The organism is Pandoraea fibrosis (genome assembly GCF_000807775.2).
In the GTDB taxonomy this organism is placed as follows: Bacteria; Pseudomonadota; Gammaproteobacteria; order Burkholderiales; family Burkholderiaceae; genus Pandoraea; species Pandoraea fibrosis.
The window spans coordinates 4,661,068-4,680,413 of the sequence record NZ_CP047385.1 but is presented as its reverse complement, the minus strand read 5'-3'; the positions used below and the strand labels follow the sequence as shown (position 1 = coordinate 4,680,413).

14 protein-coding genes are annotated in these 19,346 nt (G+C 62.6%); 11 read left to right on the top strand and 3 right to left on the bottom strand.

All coding sequences use genetic code 11. From position 1 onward, the window contains the following. Positions 1 to 15 precede the first annotated feature (15 nt). A complete protein-coding gene (locus PI93_RS20650; RefSeq protein ID WP_144400245.1) occupies positions 16 to 657 on the top strand; it encodes an RNA polymerase sigma factor in 642 nt (213 codons plus the stop codon). A gap of 31 nt (positions 658 to 688) precedes the next feature. Here the strand turns inward: PI93_RS20650 and PI93_RS20645 are convergent, their stop codons facing one another. Further along, positions 689 to 1,324, bottom strand: a complete 636-nt coding sequence (locus PI93_RS20645; RefSeq protein ID WP_039365262.1) for a trimeric intracellular cation channel family protein — start codon at positions 1,322 to 1,324, stop codon at positions 689 to 691. A 548-nt stretch (positions 1,325 to 1,872) separates the two neighbouring features. On the opposite strand from PI93_RS20645, the gene macA reads away from it, so the two are divergent. From macA to PI93_RS20630, 3 genes are read left to right on the top strand one after another with little or no spacing between them, the layout of a single operon-like run. Further along, positions 1,873 to 3,063: a macrolide transporter subunit MacA gene (gene macA, locus PI93_RS20640; RefSeq protein WP_039365264.1), complete on the top strand. Its 1,191-nt coding sequence runs from the start codon at positions 1,873 to 1,875 to the stop codon at positions 3,061 to 3,063. A gap of 19 nt (positions 3,064 to 3,082) precedes the next feature. Beyond that, positions 3,083 to 5,158: a MacB family efflux pump subunit gene (locus tag PI93_RS20635; protein ID WP_052240312.1), complete on the top strand. Its 2,076-nt coding sequence runs from the start codon at positions 3,083 to 3,085 to the stop codon at positions 5,156 to 5,158. A gap of 44 nt (positions 5,159 to 5,202) precedes the next feature. Continuing rightward, the gene (locus PI93_RS20630) at positions 5,203 to 6,615 is read left to right on the top strand and encodes an efflux transporter outer membrane subunit (RefSeq protein ID WP_039365324.1); all 1,413 of its coding nucleotides are present in this window, start codon (positions 5,203 to 5,205) and stop codon (positions 6,613 to 6,615) included. A 117-nt stretch (positions 6,616 to 6,732) separates the two neighbouring features. On the opposite strand, the gene PI93_RS20625 is transcribed toward PI93_RS20630, so the two are convergent. Beyond that, entirely contained in the window at positions 6,733 to 8,316 is a 1,584-nt protein-coding gene (locus PI93_RS20625) for a sensor histidine kinase (protein WP_080758958.1), read from the bottom strand. A 36-nt stretch (positions 8,317 to 8,352) separates the two neighbouring features. After that, a complete protein-coding gene (locus tag PI93_RS20620) occupies positions 8,353 to 8,955 on the bottom strand; it encodes a response regulator transcription factor (protein ID WP_039365269.1) in 603 nt (200 codons plus the stop codon). An 823-nt stretch (positions 8,956 to 9,778) separates the two neighbouring features. Here PI93_RS20620 and PI93_RS24960 point away from each other — a divergent pair. From PI93_RS24960 to PI93_RS20580, 7 genes are all read left to right on the top strand, one after another. Then, a complete protein-coding gene (locus tag PI93_RS24960; protein ID WP_080758959.1) occupies positions 9,779 to 13,132 on the top strand; it encodes an autotransporter outer membrane beta-barrel domain-containing protein in 3,354 nt (1,117 codons plus the stop codon). A gap of 491 nt (positions 13,133 to 13,623) precedes the next feature. Beyond that, positions 13,624 to 14,595 carry a ubiquinol oxidase subunit II gene (gene cyoA / locus PI93_RS20605; protein ID WP_328803335.1) on the top strand — a complete coding sequence of 324 codons (972 nt, stop codon included), beginning with the start codon at positions 13,624 to 13,626 and terminating at the stop codon, positions 14,593 to 14,595. Positions 14,596 to 14,598: 3 nt separating this feature from the next. Next, positions 14,599 to 16,605 (top strand): cytochrome o ubiquinol oxidase subunit I, encoded by a 2,007-nt coding sequence (gene cyoB / locus PI93_RS20600; RefSeq protein WP_052240625.1) that lies wholly within the window; start codon positions 14,599 to 14,601, stop codon positions 16,603 to 16,605. Beyond that, positions 16,605 to 17,240: a cytochrome o ubiquinol oxidase subunit III gene (cyoC, locus tag PI93_RS20595; protein ID WP_039369845.1), complete on the top strand. Its 636-nt coding sequence runs from the start codon at positions 16,605 to 16,607 to the stop codon at positions 17,238 to 17,240. The genes cyoB and cyoC overlap by 1 nt, the downstream gene beginning before the upstream one ends. Then, positions 17,237 to 17,608, top strand: coding sequence for a cytochrome o ubiquinol oxidase subunit IV (gene cyoD / locus PI93_RS20590; protein ID WP_039369848.1), 372 nt, complete (start codon positions 17,237 to 17,239; stop codon positions 17,606 to 17,608). The genes cyoC and cyoD overlap by 4 nt, the downstream gene beginning before the upstream one ends. Before the next feature lie 2 nt (positions 17,609 to 17,610). Continuing rightward, a complete protein-coding gene (locus PI93_RS20585) occupies positions 17,611 to 18,537 on the top strand; it encodes a LysR substrate-binding domain-containing protein (RefSeq protein ID WP_039369851.1) in 927 nt (308 codons plus the stop codon). Between the two features lie 147 nt (positions 18,538 to 18,684). Next, a complete protein-coding gene (locus tag PI93_RS20580; RefSeq protein ID WP_039369854.1) occupies positions 18,685 to 19,323 on the top strand; it encodes a hypothetical protein in 639 nt (212 codons plus the stop codon). The last annotated feature ends 23 nt before the right edge of the window (positions 19,324 to 19,346 follow it).

The window sequence follows — 19,346 nt, the reverse complement described above, 5'->3', positions numbered from 1 at the left end:
GGCGTCGACGTGGAAATGAGCACAAGAAGCAACGTCGCCGTCGCCATGGCCAAAGTACAGGAGGGCAGCGAGGGCGACCGGGCGAGCGCTGCGACCCAGATGCTGCGGGAGTGTCTGGAGTCGAACTACGACCGCCTGCTGCGGCGTTTGTCGCGCCGCGTCGGTTGTTCCGACACGGCCAGCGACAGCCTGCATGAGGCGTGGGTGCGGCTGGGCAGTGCAACGCTACCCGACGCCGTGCACAGCGCCGAGACCTATGTATTTCGGATGGCTTACCACTTGGCGGTCGATCAGATGCGGGGACGCAGCATGTGGGCGTCGCTCGCCGACGAGAACGAGGTATTCGACGTGTTGCCGGATCGGGGGCCGGGCCCCGAGGCTGTCGCGGGCGCGCGCTCGGAGCTGGCGGCGCTGGTGCAGGCGCTGGAAAAGATGTCCGGCCACCATCGGCGCGTGCTCATGGAGTTGCGTGTCGACGATCTGACGCGCGAGGAAGTGGCCGCACGTCATGGCCTGTCGCTGCGCAAGGTCGACACGCTGCTGCGTCAGACGCTCGATTTCTGTGCCACGCAGACGGGGCGGCAAGCGTGCGGTGGGATCGGTGAATCGCGTCGTCCGCTCAAGCCGACGGTCATGCTGGCGGTGGGCAAACCGTAGGTCGCGAGCAGCGGCGTTCGCGCCGGGATACCTAATGCATCGGCTCGGCCGGCGTTTCGTTCTCGAACGTGCGGAAGCGCCAGCCGAACCACACGGCCAGCATGCGGATGACGAAGCCTGCGGCGAAGCAGATACCCGTCGCAATGCCGTTCTCGACCCCCAGACGCAGCATGACGACGTACATCGCGCCGGCGATGCACGCCACGCTCGCATACATCTCCCGGCGCAGCACGAGCGGCACCTGACCGCAGAGCAGGTCACGCAGCATGCCGCCGCCAATTCCCGTGAGTACGCCCGCCAGCACCACAATCACCGGGCTGGTGCTGACCGTCATGCCGATGTCGCAACCCAGAATGGTGAAGGCGGCGAGCCCGATGGCGTCGACGGTAATGAAGGTCATGCGCAGTCGGTGGACGTGACGCGCGACGATCGACGTGAGCGTAGCCGCCCCCAGCGTGAGCAGCAGGTATTCCGGGTGAGCGATCCAGACCAGGGGATGACGGCCGAACAGCACGTCACGGATGGTGCCGCCGCCCAGCGCCGTTACCATGCCGATAAAGGCGAGCCCGAAGCGGTCCATGCCGCGCTGCATTCCCATGATCGCGCCGGACATTGCCTCGGTCACGATAGCGATCAGATAGAGGGCGTAGAAGATCTCTGTTTTCATAATGTCCCTTCAAGTGCCGGGGAAATATATCACTTCGTGAGATTTCCACCGGTATTTGCGCGCTTGGGCGGCGCAGACTTCCCGGCGGCTGTGATTTGTACAAGTTCTCAGAGGGGCGGCGCAATGCGACACTGTTCCCCATGAGACGGCGCATGCCAACGACTGCCCAACTTCGGACGTCGAATTTCATCGTCTTTTCCCATCGTCAAGGAGTCCGCTATGTCTTATGTTCCCGGTCTGTTCTCCCACTTCGTCACGGCAGTGGTGGGCGTTTTCCCGTTCGTCGGGAACCTCTGATGCGGGCGCTTTTTCAGGTTCACAGTCTCTTTGTCGTGGTCGTTGGCGGTCTTTCTTTGCTGCGCTCAGTGGCACGGATGGTCGCTAAAGCGGTCAAACGCCTTAAACTCTCAACTTTTTGTGCGCAGAACGGTGCCTCGCGGCGGTGACGTTGCCGGTGACTTCCACTAGCAGACCAACCGGCCGGTCGGCGGCAGCCGATTTACGCAGCGTATTCTCCGACGTGCCTCTTTGATCGCCCACTTCGCTCCATGATCCAGTTCATTCGCCGCCGACGTTATCTGGTCGCCAGCCTTGTTGTGCTCGTCGTTCTCGTGGTGCTCGGTCTGCGCAGTCTCGCGACCCCCAAGCCGCCGCAGTACATCAGCGCCAAGGTCGAGCGCAGCGATATCGAAAACACCGTTCTTGCGACCGGCACGCTTCAGGCGTTCCAGCAGGTCGACGTCGGGGCGCAGGTCTCCGGGCAGTTGAAGTCGCTCAAGGTCAAGCTCGGCGACAAGGTCAAAAAGGGGCAATGGCTCGCACAGATCGACCCGGTGCTGGCGCAGAACAGCCTGCGTCAGGCAGAGGCCGACGAACAGAACCTTCAGGCGCAGAAGCGCTCGACCGCGGCGCAACTCAAGCAGGCGGAACTGGCGTTTGCGCGCCAGCAGCAGATGCTGCCCGACAATTCGACCTCGCGTCAGGACTACGAAGCGGCACAGGCCGCGCTCGACACCCAGCGCGCCGCGCTCGCGGGCCTCGACGCTCAGTTGCGCAAGGCCGGTGTGGCCATCGAGTCGGCCAGAGCCAATGTCGGCTACACGCGCATCGATGCCCCCATCGACGGCGAAGTCGTCGCCATCGTCACGCAGGAAGGCCAGACCGTGATCGCGCAGCAGCAGGCGCCGGTGATTCTGAAGCTCGCCGATCTGGACACGATCACCGTGAAGGCGCAGGTCTCCGAGGCGGACGTGATCCGGGTGTCGCCCGGCCAGACGGCGTACTTCACGATTCTTGGCGATCCCGACAAGCGCTATTACGGCAAGCTGCGCGCGATCGAACCTGCCCCGCAGAACTTCCTCGACACGCAGAGCACGCTCGGCGGCGGCGCGACGCGAAACAACACGGCCGTGTTCTACAACGCACTGTTCGAAGTGCCGAACGCAGATCATCGGCTGCGCATTTCGATGACGGCGCAGGTCAATGTCTTGCTCGGCACGGCCAAGCAGGCGCTGGCCATTCCCGTGGCGGCGCTCGGCAAGAAGGTCGGGGCCGACCGCTACGAGATTCGTGTGTTGGGCGACGACGGTAAAGCAGCGACGCGTCAGGTCGTCACCGGCCTGAACAACAACGTGCAGGTCGAAGTGCGCGAAGGGCTCAAGGCCGGCGAGCGTGTCGTGATCGGTGAGGCGGGGGAATCCACCTCGGCGGGCGACACCTCGGCGAACGCCGGTCAGTAACGACGTGAGGACGCCAGAGATGTCGAGCGCCGTCGCCCAATCCCCTATCGCCGCAAGTCCGCATCCCATGCTTGAGCTGACCGGCATTACCCGGCGCTTCCCGGCGGGGGATCGTGATGTTGTCGTGCTGCACGACATCAATCTCACTATCGAGGCGGGTGAGATCGTCGCCATCATGGGCGCGTCGGGCTCGGGCAAGTCCACGCTGATGAACATTCTCGGGTGCCTCGATCACCCGAGCGAAGGCAGCTACCGCGTGGCGGGCCGCGAGACGCGCGACCTCGATGCCGACGCGCTGGCCCAGTTGCGTCGCGAGCACTTCGGGTTCATCTTTCAGCGCTACCACCTGTTGCCGCATCTGGACGCGGCATCGAACGTCGAAATGCCGTCGGTCTATACCGGCATGCCCCAAGCGGCGCGCCGAGCGCGTTCGGTGCAGTTGCTCGAACGACTCGGCCTCGCCGACCGTACCGGTCATCGACCGAGCCAGTTGTCGGGCGGTCAGCAGCAGCGGGTGAGTATCGCCCGCGCGCTGATGAACGGTGGCGAAGTGATTCTGGCCGACGAGCCGACCGGTGCCCTCGACACGCGCAGCGGCAAGGAAGTCATCCGCATTCTCAAGGAACTCAACGCGCTCGGTCACACGGTCATTATCGTGACTCATGACGAGAGCGTTGCCGCACACGCCCGCCGCATCATCGAGATTCGCGACGGTGAGGTCGTCGATGACCGGCGCAATACCCCGGTGGAAGATGCGCAGATCGATGACGAGCGGGCCGCCGAAGGGGAGGTCGTTACGCCGGGCGCCAAGGCGGTATCCATCGCGCGTTCGACCGATCCCGCTGCTGCGCACGCCAGCCATGGCGGCGCATTGCCGCCGCGCCGCTGGGCCGGGGGGATCGGCCGGTTTGCCGAAGCCTTCCGCATGGCGTGGATCGCGCTGGTGTCGCACCGCCTGCGCACGTTCCTGACGATGCTCGGGATCATCATCGGCATTACGTCCGTTGTCTCCATCGTTGCCATTGGCGAGGGGGCGAAGCGTTACATGCTGGCGGAGATCGGCAGCATCGGCACCAACACGATCAACATTTATCCCGGCAAGGACTGGGGCGACAATCGCGCCACGACGATTCAGACGCTGGTGCCGGAAGACGTGAACGCGCTGTCCGAACAGGTCTATGTCGACAGCGCCACGCCGGAGACGGCGCGAAGCCTGCTGCTGCGGTATCGCAACATCGACGCCAGTGCGATGGTGACCGGCGTGGGCGAGCACTTCTTTCAGGTGCGCGGCATGAAGATTGCGCAGGGCATCGCCTTCGGGCCGGATGAAGTGCGGCGTCAGGCGCAGGTCGCGGTGATCGATCAGAACACGCGCCGCAAGCTGTTCGGCGCGAATCCGAATCCGCTGGGTGAAGTGATCTTCGTGGGCAATCTGCCGTGTGTGGTGATTGGTGTGACGGCGGAGAAGAAAAGCGCCTTCGGCGACATGAAGAGCCTGAACATCTGGGTGCCGTACACCACGGCGGCTGGCCGGCTGTTCGGGCAGCGCAATGTCGACAGCATCACGGTGCGCGTGCGCGACGGTCAGCCGAGCAAGGCAGCCGAGAAGAGTCTGGAGACGCTGATGACGCAGCGTCACGGGCGCAAGGACTTCTTCACGTACAACATGGACAGCATCGTGAAGACAGTCGAGAAGACAAGCCAGTCGCTTACGCTGCTGCTCTCGCTGATTGCGGTGATTTCGCTCGTCGTGGGCGGGATCGGCGTGATGAACATCATGATCGTGTCGGTCACCGAACGCACGCGGGAAATCGGTATCCGCATGGCAGTGGGGGCGCGGCAGAGCGACATCATGCAGCAGTTCCTGGTCGAGGCGGTGATGGTGTGTCTGATGGGCGGCGCGATTGGTATCGCGTTGTCCTTCGGGGCGAGCTTCGTCTTCTCGCTGTTCGTCGAGAAATGGAAAATGGTGTTCTCGATGGGCTCCGTGGTAACGGCTTTCCTGTGTTCGACGCTCATCGGCGTGGTGTTCGGTTTCATGCCTGCGCGCAATGCTGCGCGGCTGGACCCGGTCGAAGCGCTGGCACGCGATTGAGGTACTGCCTGATGATCCGAATGATTCCGACGAACGGTATTCCGATGTTGACCCGTACCGTGCTCGCATTGGCGAGCGCGGCCATGTTGCTGGCAGGGTGTGCAGGCGCACGCCACGCGCCGCTGCCGGCAGTGCCCGTTCCTGCGCAGTGGACGGGGGCGCCGGGGGTGTCCGCGCCCGCTGCGGCGTCAGGCGCCGTGGCGGGCGCGATCGCTCCCGACTTCTGGCGTGCATTCGGCGACCCGGTCCTCGACCGTCTGATCGCCGACGTGCTCGCCGTCAACAGCGACCTTGCTGCGGCGGGCATCCGGGCGTACCGAGCGCAGTTGCAGGCCGGGCTGGTGGACACCAACCTCACGCCGGGCGTGGCGGTGCAAGGCCAGGGAAGTGTGTCGCGCCGGCTGGACAACCATGCGATGACGCGGGGCAGTGGGCTGACGGCGACGGTGAGCTACGAATTGGACCTGTGGGGCAAGCTCGCCGCGCAGCGCGACGCGGCCCGCTGGGAGTTCGAGGCGACCGAGGCCGACCGCGAAGCGACGCGTCTTGTATTGATCAGCCAGACGGCGCAGTACTACTGGCAGATCGGGTATTTGAATCAGGTCATTGCTTACGCGCAAAGCGATATCGCTTATGCGGAGCAGGTTCTCGCGTTGGTTCGCTCGCGCTTCGCCGCAGGCGCTGTCTCGGCGCTGGACGTGGCGCAGGCGGAACAATCGCTCTCGGATCAGCGCGCGGCGCTCACATTGCTGATGCAACAGCGCACCGAGAACCGCAACGCGCTGGCGATCCTGTTCGACCGTCCACCGCAGCAGGCGGCCGACGAGCCGTCGGCGCTGCCTACGCAGGCATTGCCTGTCGTGCCGGCGGGGTTGCCCGCCGAGTTGTTGAGCCGTCGCCCCGACTTGCAAGCTGCCGAGCTGCGCCTGCGGGAAATGCTGGCCAATGTCGACGTGGCGCGCACGAGCTTCTATCCGACGTTCACGCTCACGGGAACGCTCGGGACGACAAGCACATCGCTCGAGCGCGTGCTGGCCAATCCGTTGGGGACATTGGGACTTGGGCTGACGTTGCCGTTCATCCAATGGAACACCATGCAATTGCAGATCAAGGTGTCGCAAACGCAATTCGACGAAGCGGCCCTCAATTTCCGGAAGAGCCTCTTCACAGCCCTGGGCGAAGTCGAGAATGCGCTTTCGTCGAGAGACCAACTCACGAAAGAGGGCGAGCAGCGCGCCTTGTCGCTGGCGCAGGCGCAGCGCGCGGAAGGTCTTTTTCGCTCACGCTATCTGGCCGGCGCCATCGATATTCAGCCGTGGCTCTTGCAGCAAAAGAGCCTGCGCGACGCCCAGACCGCAGACGCGCGCGTGCGATTGAACCGGCTGAACAATCGTATGGCGCTTTACAAGGCGCTGGGCGGTTCGGGCAACCCTGCGGACGTGGCGCCGCCCGCCTGACGTGGCAGCGAGCGGATGGGCTTGCGACGAAGGTGAGTCGGACGCCCCGGGGACGAAGACAAAACAGGCCGGCATTGCCGGCCTGTTTTTTTTGACGCCGTATGCGCGCCGAAGACTTCAGGCGGCAGCCTCGCCGGCATCGGGTGATTTCGGCAGCGTGATCGTGAACGTGGTGCCGACGCCGACCTGACTCGTCACCTCGATGGTGCCCTTGTGGAATTCGATGGCGGCGTGAACGACGGCAAGGCCGACGCCGGAGCCGTCTTCCAGCACTGCATTGCTGCGCGAGCGGAACGACATCTGGAAAATCTCCTTTAGCTCGTCTTCCGGAATGCCGGTGCCGTTATCGCGCAAGACTACGCGCAGGGCTTGCCCGGCATCGGATACGCCGATATCGATGGCCGGCGCGACCATCGTGTACTTGGTGGCGTTGCTGATCAGGTTGATGAAGGCATGGAACAGCACGTTGCTGTCACCGATCATGCGGCTGTCGAGCCCTTGCGCGGTCTGCACGGTAATCGTTGCGTTCGGGAACATGTCCGAGCCAACGCCGCGCACGTCGTCGAGCAGGGCAACGAGCGACAATTCGGCACGCTTGCCGAATTTGGGATCGTCGAGCGAAGCGCTTTGCGCGGCATCCAGCCAGTTCTGAATCAGGTGGTTGAGCTTGGCGACGGCCTCGCGAATCTTCGTATAGCGCGGGCTCGAATCGGTCTCCTCGTTACGTGGGCTCAGCAGCCGCTGAGCGTGTCCGTCGATCACATTGAGCAGCGTGCGGAACTCGTGTGTGGCCATCGACCGGAAGGTCTTCTGGAAGTTGTTGAGGCGTTCCTCATTGGCGAGTGCGCGTTGCAGGATCGTGTTCTTGGCGGTGGCGAGCTTCTGATTGCGCACCAGCGACGACGTGCTTTCCTGAAACTTGGCGAGCGAGCGCGAGAGCGTGCCGATTTCGTCGCCGCGCGAGAGCCACGGCAGGCGCAGTTTTTCCTTACCCGATACGGCATTGCCCGACATCCGGATCAGGCGGGTCAGCGGTTTGAGGATGGCCGTGTCGACGTAGATCAGGCAGAGCAGCGTCACGACAATCATCGCGGCGATCAGTCCGTCGATTTGCAGCAGGCGGTTGCGGGCAGCCTTGTTCTTGGCCTCGACTTCCTTGATGAGCGCCTCGGTGCTGCGAAACACCAGCGAGCCGAAAGTGCTGTTCGCTTGCGTGTACTTATTGTTCGACTCGCCGCGATAGAGCCGGGCGGCGTCGTTCAGTTTGCCGCTCTGGGCGAGCTGGAACACCTGATTCGAGGCGCGGCGGTACTGCGCCCATTGGGTCTGGAATTTCGCGAAGGCCAGTCGGAACTCGTCGTGGACGAGCACCTTTTGATAGCGATCGGTGGCAGCTTTGATCTTGTCGTCGAACTCGGTCGCGGCCGAGCGGATGTCGGCAAGTGCCTTGGGCGACATCGGTGCGAGGGCTTCGGATTCCACCGTGCGGAAGTCCGAAATGTAATCGTTGAGTTCCTCCAGCACGCTGAGGTGCTCGATCTGCGTGCGCTCGGCGTCGATGGCACGGCGCTGAGCCGCATCGACTTCGCGGTGGACGATCCCCCCCACCGCGAGCATGGCGATGAGGCAGAGGGCGAGCAGCAGATACATCCTGCGCCGGATCGGAAGTTGCTTGTGGGGAGATGAAGACGCTTTAGCCATGCGGGCGATCCGTCGCGGAAAGGGAGTCTGAGGCGATCAAAGCTGGATGATATTGAGTAGCGCAGCGCGTACCACGGCTTCCGTGCGCGTGGCGACATTGAGCTTCTCGCGGGCGTTATCGATATGGAAGTCCACCGTTCGCTTGCCCAGCTCGAGAATGATCGAGATCTCGGCGGACGTCTTGCCCCGTGCCGACCATTGCAGCACTTCCACTTCCCGCTTCGTGAGGCCAAACGGCAGCGGCGTGCCATCGGGCGCTTCCTCGTGGTCGGTGTATTTACGGATGACGGTGTCGAGCACGTCGAAGTCGACCGGCTTGAGCATGTACTCGTCGGCGCCGGTGCTGTGCCCGCGCATGATCGACGCCTTGTCGGCGTTGCCCGTCAGGAAGATGAAAGGGATCTTGCGTTCGCCCTGAATGATGCTGCGCGCGCTTTCCAGAAACTCGAAGCCGGTCATGCCCGGCACATTGACGTCGCACAGAATGACATCCGGCATGAACGACGCGAGCGTTGCCAGCGCCGTCGTAAAGTCGTGCGCCACCTTGACGACGTAGCCCCGATCCGTCAGATCCTCGCGAATCAGGTCTGCCGAATCATGGTCGTCCTCGATGCAGAATACTTTGGTGGGAGATGACATCCCTCTGGCCCCGTTTTTTTAATGGAATGGTGGAATCCTACTAAATAATCACCGGATGACGAAATTCCCACCAATGCCACACGGGCGACATAGAGGCCTTCCTTCCGGGCGTTGCCACATCACGAAAGAAAAAGGACCGCTGGTGCGGTCCTTTCTTCATTGTCGTCATGGCGATTCAGAAGGGGAGCGGCAGAAGGTGGCTGACTTTATCGAACAGCTCCAGGGCGGCGTGAAAGAGGGTGACGGGCATGGTGTTTCTCCTTGGTGAACGAGATCTCTGATGGTGCGGGGGCTACGGGTGGTTCAGTAGCCGAAGAAGTGGCCGATGGTCATGGCGCATTGCATGCCGGTTTCGACGCAGGTGTCGTTGGTCAGCAGGCTGTCGATGAAGTCGTAGAGGTGGCTCATGGTGTCGTTCTCCGGAGGCGGGTCGGGTTGAGGCGCGGTTCAGCCGAAAATCGGGGCGATGACGCCGACCAGGCCGAGGAGTGCGGGAAAGCCGTAGGTGATGATGGCGGGCATGAAGTTTCTCCTTGCGTCGATGTGTCGTGGTTTCGGGTTTCGGCTGCCGCTGTGTTGCGTCAGTCGGTGAGTGAAGTATCGTCATCGACCCTCCCCGGCGAAACTGTGATTAGTACAAGTCGGGCCGTTTTCCCCGGGAATGACAGCCTGTAAATTCAAAAAGACTTGATTTAACAAGGGTTTGCGGGCGGTCTCCCCCGAACCCCGTATAAATCGCAGTGACGCTCCCCGGAGCTCTCCGTACCATGCGCTTGGCATTACAAAGCATTACAAAAGCCAAAAAATGGATACGGAGTACTGAATGAGGACGATTCGTATGACTGGCGTCGCGTTTGCGGCGCTTTGCATGATGGTGTCGCCGGGGGCCGGCGCATCCGACGATATTGAGACCATCGCCGACGCAAACGGAGTGCCGTTCATCGTTGCGCGCTTCGTGTCGCCATCCTTCGGCGACTATCGGACGTCGGAAATTACGGGGCAGCCGGTGCCGTCGAGCGGCGTCATTTCGGCAACCCAGAGGGCTCAGACGGTGGCCGCCTTGCGCTACTGGGGCGAGATTCTGAGGTTTGGGCAGGGGCAGACCCCGGCGATCCTTAACATCGGCTTGTCGAACACGGGCGGCACCCATGCCTATAGCCCGTTTGGTGCTGACGAACGTGGTGTTGACACGATGGTGGTCTCAACGCTGCTTCAAAACCGGGTGCTGGACCCGGACTACTTCAAGGCGCACGGAGAAATCACCATCACCGACATGAATTTCTCGACGGCGCCGTACATTCCGTCGCAAGTCCCGCTCAATCGGCAAGCCGATTTGCCAGCGGTGATCTTTCATGAGGTGGGGCATAACCTGGGTATCGGTACCAATATCAAAATGAACTACGCGGGGCCGTCGCCATACGCTGCGTCCTTCCCCGACCAGCTCGATGTCTGGACCTCTCATTTGCGCGACGCGAATGGTAATCCGGCCCGGCCGGGACAAGTCATCTATTGTCCGTTTTGCACCAAACCCCCCGCAAACGATCCATTCGACGTCAGCGACGAGGGGGGGTACTTTACCGGCGATCACGTAAGCGAAGTGCTGGCGGGGGCGATGAAAGGGATTCCCGTGGCCACGACGGCCACGATCGACAACGTCAGGTATGTGGACCTGCCGTTCATGTCCCATATCGAGTTGAAAAACAGCCTGATGAGTCATCAGGCCTATCGCAATTACACCGGGTTCATGGAGGCCGAACTGGCAGCGCTTCAAGACCTCGGCTACAACATCGACCGCCGTAATTTCTTTGGTCGTTCGATATACAACGATGGGCTGAGCCTCGTGAATGACCAGCCGTACTTCGCGCGCAATGCGGACGGTACGGCTTACCTGCCGAACGTCTACAACACCGCCACGCAAGGGCTGGGGTTGCATGTCTACGGCAGCTACAACAATGTTTCGCAATTGGCCGATCTGCTGAGCATCGGCCCCGGGGGCGCGGGTGTTCGGGTTGACGGCGTTGGGAATACCATCACCGTGCTGCCCGGAACGCGCGTGTATGCCGACGGCGCCTATGGCCGTGGCGTGATGTTTGCCTATGGCAAAAACCACACGTTTGTACAGCGTGGCGACGTTCAGGCAATGGGCGAACACGGCATCGCGGCGAGCTTCGATTTCGGCTATAACCCGCTCGGCGATGGTGAAAGCATGGAATATCGAGGCTCGTACTTTCGCGAGGAGCTGAACAAAGCGCTGGCGTTGCCCGACGAAATCAATGGGCCGCTGGTGTCGCAGGTCGACGTCACAGGCCGACTCTCGGGCAAATTCGCCTCGCTATATATGTCCGAGAGCGGTTACGTCGGGCAGATCAACATCATGCGGGGGGCGGCGCTCTACGGCGACATTCTGTCGTCTTACTCGCGGCTCGACGACAACGGCGCCCTTCGTCTGACGCAACTCAAATTCGGTCTGGCACCTGACGCGAACGGCCGTGCGACCGAGCAGCCCGATTCGACCTTCAACCTGCGCTTCGACGGCAACATCATTGGCAACAACCTGTCGGTGTCGATGCTTGGCGGGACCACGCAAATTAACGGCGATCACACCGTCTACGACGTGTCTGTCGCCAACGGCGCGACGCTCAGCGGCAACAGCCGCTACCAGCTTAACGCTGCCGGACGCTTCTTGAACGAAGGCACCGTTGCGCCCTTGTTGGCAGGGAGTTTTATCAGCATCGCCGGCGACTACACGCAGACGAACACGGGACGCCTGCTTGCTGAACTCTCGGGCGACGGCACCTTCAGCAAACTGATCGTCTCGGGCACTGCGACGCTGGACGGCACGCTCGCCATCGCTCCACAGCGGGGTTGGTACGCAAATGCTTTCAGCGTCACGTCGGATCAATGGCTCAATGCGTCGAGCATCAATGGTGCGTTTGCCAACGTGACCACCCTGCTGTCTTCGCCGACGCTGCTGACGAGCGCCACGTCGCTGGGTGGCAACACCTATCGCGTGGCGGTGACGCGTGCGGCGAATGCTTACTCCCAGTACGGCACCGACGGCAACAGCCAGCGGGTGGGGGCGGCGTTAGACAAGATCGCCGGCAGTGCCGGTACGGACTTGCAGCCGCTTGTCACGGCGCTGGACTTCTCGGCGGCCGACGGCAGCGGCATTGCCAAGACGTTGCCGCAACTCACGCCTGCGGCCTATGGCGCCATGTTCACGGGGGGATTGTTGCGTGAGCGTCAGATTACCGACATGGTGGCGGCGGCAGTGGGGGCGGATGGAGTGAAGGGCGCGGGCGACGGTGCACTCAAGGGTGACTGGCGGGCGTTCGCCATGCCATTCGGCAGTGGGTACTGGCGCGGTCGCGATGGCGACATGGCGGGGGCGAGCGGCAACACCTACGGCGTGGTGTTCGGCGTGGAGAAGGTCGCGGGCGAGGGTCGCGACTGGACCCTTGGTGCGCATGGGGCTGTCAGTGGCCAGTCGACCCGTCTTGACGGTCAGACACCGGGTTCGGGCAGGACAACGGCATTCGACGTTGGCGTGCATGCCCGTTATGCGCCGGATCTGAGTGCCGGTCCGCATGCGTTTGCGTCGGTGCGTGCGGGTGTTGAGGATGGCCGGGTCGACCGCACGATTGCGGTGAACGGGTACACGGCGACGCCACGGGGCACGTGGACGGGGGCGACGGCGTCGGCCACGGTGGGTGGTGGATGGCGTTGGCAGTTGAGCGGCACGACCAGTGCGGGTCCGGTGGTGGCGCTTGACTACACGGCCTTGTATCGTCCGAGCCTGACGGAAGGAAATGCTGAGGGTGTGCGTTTGCACGTCGACGGCAAGACCTTCAATTCGGTGCGGAGTCGGCTTGGGGGAGAAGTGCGTTTCGAGTTGCCGATGATATCCGGCAATGCGTTGACGGCGAATTTGCAGGCCACGTGGAACCATGAGTTGACGGGTGGCGCGGTGAATCAGAGCGCGTACTTCGCGGGTTATCCGGGGGCGACCTTCACGACACGGAGTGAAGTGGTGGGAAGAGACAGTCTTGGGATACAGGCGGGGCTGTCGTATCGGGTGGCGCAGCGCGTGGTGATAGGCGCGGCGGTATCGAGCAATGTCTACAAGGCGGGCGATGCCGACGTGGCGGGATCGGTATCTGCGACGTGGCGATTCTGATGAGTGGAGGTGGAGGTGGAGGTGGAGGTGGAGGTGGAGGTGGAGGTGGAGGTGGAGGTGGAGGGGGAAGGAGACGGGGATAGCGAAGGGAGGTGTGAAACTGGGGCGTAACCGGCCGGACCGGGGACTGCCTTCCGAGACGAGTTGGGTCAATGTCTGAGTATCGGAAGGCAGTCTCCGGTTCGGCGCAGCCGAGGCAATCAGTACCCGAAGGGTGGAGAAAAAGTCGGTGTAATCGACTGAAAAAAAGTCAAAAGAAGCCAAGAAAGAAAGACAAAAACCGAGAGGTTCCGACCTGCGTCATTATGTCGCGATGTATGGAATATGCGCATGCGTAGCATTCGTCACGCAAATTGTGTATCCATACATAGAGGCTTAAGATGTCCATGCATAACGTCTCGCCCACCCGGAGAGGAAGGGCGGACATAACATCTGGCACGCGTTGGCGTGAGGGGTGTGCGCGCATCGCAGCGGCGATGGCGATGGTGCCCATGAGCGGTTGCACGCTGGAGTTGCTGGACCCGAAAGGCAGCGTTGGCGAACAGGAGAAGCATCTGATCCTGATTGCGCTGGGCGTCATGTTGCTCGTTGTGATTCCGGTGATCGTCCTCACGCTGGTGTTCTTCTGGCGCTATCGCGAGACCAACACCGCAGCCACTTATTCTCCCAAGTGGGCACATTCGACCAAGATCGAAGTTGTCGTGTGGAGTATCCCGGTCGTCATCGTCGTGTCGCTTGCCGTGATGATCTGGGAGACCACGCACAAGCTGGATCCCTACCGTCCCATCGAGCCCGTGGCAACCGACAAGCCGCCTGTGCGGGTCGAAGTCGTGGCGCTCAACTGGAAGTGGCTCTTCATCTACCCCGACTACCACGTTGCCACCGTCAACAAACTCGTATTGCCGGTCGATACGCCCGTTGAGTTCAAGCTCACGGCCGAGTCGTTGATGAACGCCTTCTTCATCCCGCAGCTTGGAAGCATGGTCTACGCCATGTCGGGCATGCAGACAAAACTGCACCTGATTGCCAGTGAGACCGGGACCTATGCCGGGATGTCGTCTGCCTACAGTGGGGCGGGATTTTCGGACATGCATTTCAAAACGCACGTCACCTCACGCGACGATTTCGACGAGTGGGTCAGGCAAGCGCAGGGCGTGCCCGACACGCTCGACGCGCCCACCTATGTCAAGCTCGAACAGCCGGGTACGGGGGCACCCGTGGCGATCTACGCCAACGTCATGCCGGGATTGTTCGACGCCATTGTCGGCAAATACATGGGGCCGATGGACGGCGCTTCGCAAGACATGCGTGTCACGGGCAATGCCATCGACGACATCATCGCCGCCGCCAACTGCCGCGTGGACGGTCAACTCGATTCATCGGATCGCCGCGCGTTGCTCGCGCAGCGTCCCGAGCGCGACGCCGGTACGCAACCGGGTGCCCAGCGCGCGCTCACGGAGTAAGTCATGTTCGGAAAACTAGATCTCGACGCCATTCCGCTGCACGAGCCCATCATCATGGGCACGCTTGCCGTGGTGCTCATGGGGGGCGCTGCCCTGTTGGGCGCCATCACCTACTACCGGAAGTGGGGTTACCTCTGGAAAGAGTGGATCACCTCCGTCGACCACAAGCGCATTGGTGTCATGTACATCGTGCTCGCGCTCGTCATGCTGCTGCGCGGTTTTGCCGACGCCATCATGATGCGTGCGCAGCAGGCCGTTGCCGCTGGGGGAGAGGCCGGCTACCTCCCGCCGCATCACTACGATCAGATCTTCACGGCGCACGGCGTCATCATGATCTTCTTCGTGGCCACACCGCTCGTGCTGGGCCTGATGAACGTCATCGTGCCGCTGCAAATCGGTGCGCGCGACGTGGCATTCCCGTTTGTGAACTCCCTGTCGTTCTGGCTCTCCGCCATGGGCGCCGTGCTGGTCATGATGTCCATGTTCGTGGGCGATTTTGCCGCCACCGGCTGGGTGGCCTATCCGCCGCTCTCCGAACTGGGGTACAGCCCGACCGTCGGGGTGGACTACTACATCTGGTCGCTACAGATCTCGGGGCTGGGCACCACACTCACCGGTATCAACTTCATCGTCACCATCCTGCGCATGCGTGCGCCGGGAATGAACCTGATGAAGATGCCCGTGTTCACGTGGACCGCGCTCATCACCAACATCCTCATCGTTGCCGTGTTCCCCGTGCTGACCGCCACGCTCGCGCTGCTCACCGCCGATCGCTACCTGGGCATGCACTTCTTCACGAACGAGCTGGGCGGCAACGCCATGATGTACGTGAACCTCATCTGGATCTGGGGTCACCCCGAGGTGTACATCCTGATTCTGCCGGCGTTCGGCGCGTTCTCCGAGATCATCGCCACGTTCTCGCGCAAGCCGCTGTTCGGCTACAAGTCCATGGTCTACGCCACCTCGTCGATCGGCATTCTGTCGTTCTTCGTGTGGCTGCACCACTTCTTCACCATGGGCTCCGGCGCCAACGTCAATGCGTTCTTCGGGATCATGACCACCATCATCTCGATCCCGACTGGTGTGAAGCTGTTCAACTGGCTGTTCACCATGTATCAGGGGCGCATTCGGTACCATTCGTCCACGCTCTGGACCATCGGTTTCATGGTGACGTTCGCCATCGGCGGCATGACCGGCGTGCTGCTCGCCGTGCCGGGCGCCGACTTCGTGCTGCACAACTCGCTGTTCCTCGTAGCGCACTTCCACAACGTCATCATTGGCGGCGTGGTGTTCGGGTGCCTCGCAGGCATCACCTTCTGGTTCCCGAAAGTGTTCGGTTTTACCCTCAACGAACGCTGGGGAAAAATCTCGTTTGCTTGCTGGCTGGTGGGCTTCTATCTGGCCTTCATGCCGCTGTACGTGCTGGGCTTCAAAGGCATGACGCGTCGCATGAACCACTACGTGCAAGCCGACTGGCAGCCCTACCTGATCGTCGCCGCCGTGGGGGCTGCCGTCATCGGGCTGGGCATTCTGGCGTTCATCGTGCAACTCGGGGTGAGTATTCGCGAGCGCAACGCCAACCGCGACCTGACCGGCGATCCGTGGGATGCGCGCAGTCTGGAGTGGGCAACCTCCTCGCCGGCACCGTTCTACAACTTCGCGCATGTGCCGCATATCGACTCGCTCGAACAGCATTGGGACGACAAGGAACGCGGCCTCGCATGGCGTGAACCCAAGCAATACGAAGACATCCACATGCCGCGCAACACCGGTACCGGTTTCCTCGTCTCGGTGTTCAGCGGCGTCATGTGCTTCGCGCTCGTGTGGCACATCTGGTGGCTGGCCGGCGTGAGCCTCGTCGCCACGCTCGCCGTCTTCCTGTGGCGTACCTACGACCGCGACGTCGATTATTACGTGCCGGCGGCGGAAGTGGAGCGTATCGAAAACGCCCGCTTTGCCGACCTGCGTGCAGCGCTTCCTGCGCGTCAATCCCAGCAAAAGGCAGCCTGATGTCCTCGGCATCCCTTCATCCCCATCATGGGCACGGCGCCAAGGCGTCGCCCAACGATCATGCTCACGGTCATCACGACACCGGTGCGACCACCACGCTCGGTTTCTGGATTTACCTGATGAGCGACTGCCTCATCTTCTGCGTACTGTTCGCCACCTTCGGCGTGCTCGTGCAGAACACGGCCGGTGGCCCGACCGGCCGCGAGCTGTTCGAATTGCCGTTCGTGCTCGGCGAGACCATGCTGCTGCTGCTGTCGAGTTTCACATTTGGTCTCGCGTCGCTGTCGATGCGTCCGGGCAATGAAGCGATTGTCCAGCGCTGGCTGTGGGTGACGTTCGCACTCGGTGCGGCCTTCGTCTGCATGGAGGTCTACGAGTTCTCGGCGTTGCTCCACGAAGGCGCAGGACCCGGGCGCAGCGCATTCCTGTCAGCGTTCTTCACTCTCGTGGGCACGCACGGTTTGCACGTCACCTGCGGTTTGCTGTGGCTCGTTGTGATGATTCACCAGATCGGCCGCTTCGGCTTCGACGCCGTGGTGCGCCGCCGTCTGCAATGCCTCAGCCTGTTCTGGCACTTTCTGGACCTCGTCTGGATCTGTGTCTTCACCTTCGTCTATTTGCGGGAGTTCGTATGACGAGCGCTCAAGTCCACGACCATGCGGCGTATGCCTCGCAGAGTCACCTGCGCGATTACGTCATCGGTTTCTTCCTGTCGCTGGTGCTCACGTTTGCGTCGTTCGGCGCGGTGATGCTCAAGCTCGTGCCGCCCGGCATGGGATTGGCGACCATCGTTGTGCTGTGCGTGGCGCAACTGGTCGTGCAACTCGTGTACTTCCTGCACATCGGCGCCAGGCGCAGCCAGCGTCAGAACTCGGCCATCTTCCTGTGTACGGCGGGGTTGATCGCGATCATCGTTGCCGGGTCGCTCTGGGTGATGCATAACGCCAACACCAACATGATGCCGACGCACATGTCCATCGAACGGGCCAAGCTGCGCGATTGATCATGGATCGCCTCAAATGCATGGAGGTGTTCGTGCAGGTCGTGCGTGCCGGCAGCCTGTCGGCCGGTGCGGCGGCTTGCGGCATGTCGGCGGTCACGGCGGCGCGTCACGTACAGGCGCTCGAGGCGCGCCTCGGGCAGCCGCTGCTGCGGCGCAGCGGCCGGCGTCAGGTGCCGACCGAACTGGGGCAACGGTACTTCGCCGAGTGTGCCGAGGTGCTGGCACGCGTGGAGAACGCCGATGCGCTGGGCGACGCCGCACCGGCTGGTGCATCCATGTCGAATGCGATGTCCCGGCCAGTCGGTCAGCTTCGTGTGAGCGCACCGACCACCGTAGGCTCGCACCTGCTGATGCCGATTTTCGCCGAGTATCTGCAATCGCATCCGGACGTGGCGCTCGATCTCGCGCTGAAGGATCGTGCCGTCGATCTAGAGGAGGAGGGGATTCACGCTGCCTTTCAGGCAGGCGGGAGTCCCGAGCCGGGGCTGGTGGCGCATACCCTGCGCGGGGTGACGCGCATGGCCTGCGCCTCGCCGGGCTATCTGGCGCGGCGCGGGGTGCCCCGGCATCCCAATGATCTGGCCGGGCACGACTGTGTGGGGTTCCGGTACGACGACGTGCTGGGCCGATGGCTCTTCGAGCAAGCCGGTGCGGGGCGCGACGTCAGGTTGATCGCACACAATCCGCTGGCGCAGTTGCAGGCGGCCGTGCATGGCATGGGGATTGTGCTGCTGCCGGAGTATCTGCTCGCGCCCGAGGTGGACGCGGGGCGGCTGGTACGCGTGCTCGAAGCCGAAGCGCAACCGGGAGAGCCGATGCATCTCGTGCATCTGGCAGGGCGATACGTGTCGTCGAAGCTTGAGGACTTCGTGCGCTACATGGTGGCAAAGCTCGGGCCGGAGGTGGGCCCGGTCGCGACACCGGGTTGAGTGGGGGCCATCGCCGCGGGGGGGAGGACCGGGGGCTGCGGCGCGTCGGGACGTCACTTCGGCTAAGATGCAGCCATCGACGTCGTGGCCGATGCGATATCTCCGAGAGCGTGGCCGCCCGAGCCCGCCATCCCTTTGAGTGGAACGATGCTACCTGGCAACGCATTGCGACGCCTCGTCGCCTGCGCACTCGCAAGCGCCGGCATCGCATGGGCGACGCCCACACTTGCACAACCGCCGCAGTACAAGAACGACGCAGAGTTGATGGGCGCAGCCATTGCGTCGCCCGAAGGTGTGGGCGTGGTGCTGGAGCGGCTTGTGCAGAAATGCGGCCTTTACGGCGAGTCGACCCGAACGCATGGCAACGCGGCGTTGCGCGCATGGCAGGCGCGTCACCGCGACTATCTCGCCGAAGGCCGACGCGTGCGCGCCGAACTACAGACCGCTTACACCGATGCGCAGGCACGTCAGCGTTTCGACGATTTGTTACGCACGCAGTTGCCCATGCTCGTGGAGCGTCAGTTCGTCGTGTATGCGCGCAGCATCGACGATCAACCGACCGAGGCCGAGAAGGCCGACTTGTGCGATGGTTACTTCAACGCCGTCGACGAGCTTCAGTTCGATCTCAAAGTGAACGATCCGGCCCTCGCCGCATTTTTCGATCGGCGGATCGCGGCGCGAGGACAAACGAGCGGTTTGGGGGCTGCACAGGACGGCGTGGCGTCGCCCGAATCGGCGTCATCAGCCTCGCCGCCCTCGCCGGCAAGTGCGCCGGGCGCGCAGTAGCGGCGCGCACCGTGGCCCGTGTC

What these genes read in the sequence shown, in the direction of transcription:
- cyoD (WP_039369848.1), top strand. Translation starts at nt 17,237, where the DNA reads ATGACGAGCGCTCAAGTCCACGACCATGCGGCGTATGCCTCGCAGAGT.
- PI93_RS20645 (WP_039365262.1), bottom strand. Translation starts at nt 1,324, where the DNA reads ATGAAAACAGAGATCTTCTACGCCCTCTATCTGATCGCTATCGTGACC.
- PI93_RS20625 (WP_080758958.1), bottom strand. Translation starts at nt 8,316, where the DNA reads ATGGCTAAAGCGTCTTCATCTCCCCACAAGCAACTTCCGATCCGGCGC.
- PI93_RS20650 (WP_144400245.1), top strand. Translation starts at nt 16, where the DNA reads ATGAGCACAAGAAGCAACGTCGCCGTCGCCATGGCCAAAGTACAGGAG.
- macA (WP_039365264.1), top strand. Translation starts at nt 1,873, where the DNA reads ATGATCCAGTTCATTCGCCGCCGACGTTATCTGGTCGCCAGCCTTGTT.
- PI93_RS20580 (WP_039369854.1), top strand. Translation starts at nt 18,685, where the DNA reads ATGCTACCTGGCAACGCATTGCGACGCCTCGTCGCCTGCGCACTCGCA.
- PI93_RS20635 (WP_052240312.1), top strand. Translation starts at nt 3,083, where the DNA reads ATGTCGAGCGCCGTCGCCCAATCCCCTATCGCCGCAAGTCCGCATCCC.
- cyoA (WP_328803335.1), top strand. Translation starts at nt 13,624, where the DNA reads ATGAGCGGTTGCACGCTGGAGTTGCTGGACCCGAAAGGCAGCGTTGGC.
- cyoC (WP_039369845.1), top strand. Translation starts at nt 16,605, where the DNA reads ATGTCCTCGGCATCCCTTCATCCCCATCATGGGCACGGCGCCAAGGCG.
- PI93_RS20620 (WP_039365269.1), bottom strand. Translation starts at nt 8,955, where the DNA reads ATGTCATCTCCCACCAAAGTATTCTGCATCGAGGACGACCATGATTCG.
- PI93_RS24960 (WP_080758959.1), top strand. Translation starts at nt 9,779, where the DNA reads ATGAGGACGATTCGTATGACTGGCGTCGCGTTTGCGGCGCTTTGCATG.
- PI93_RS20585 (WP_039369851.1), top strand. Translation starts at nt 17,611, where the DNA reads ATGGATCGCCTCAAATGCATGGAGGTGTTCGTGCAGGTCGTGCGTGCC.
- PI93_RS20630 (WP_039365324.1), top strand. Translation starts at nt 5,203, where the DNA reads ATGTTGACCCGTACCGTGCTCGCATTGGCGAGCGCGGCCATGTTGCTG.
- cyoB (WP_052240625.1), top strand. Translation starts at nt 14,599, where the DNA reads ATGTTCGGAAAACTAGATCTCGACGCCATTCCGCTGCACGAGCCCATC.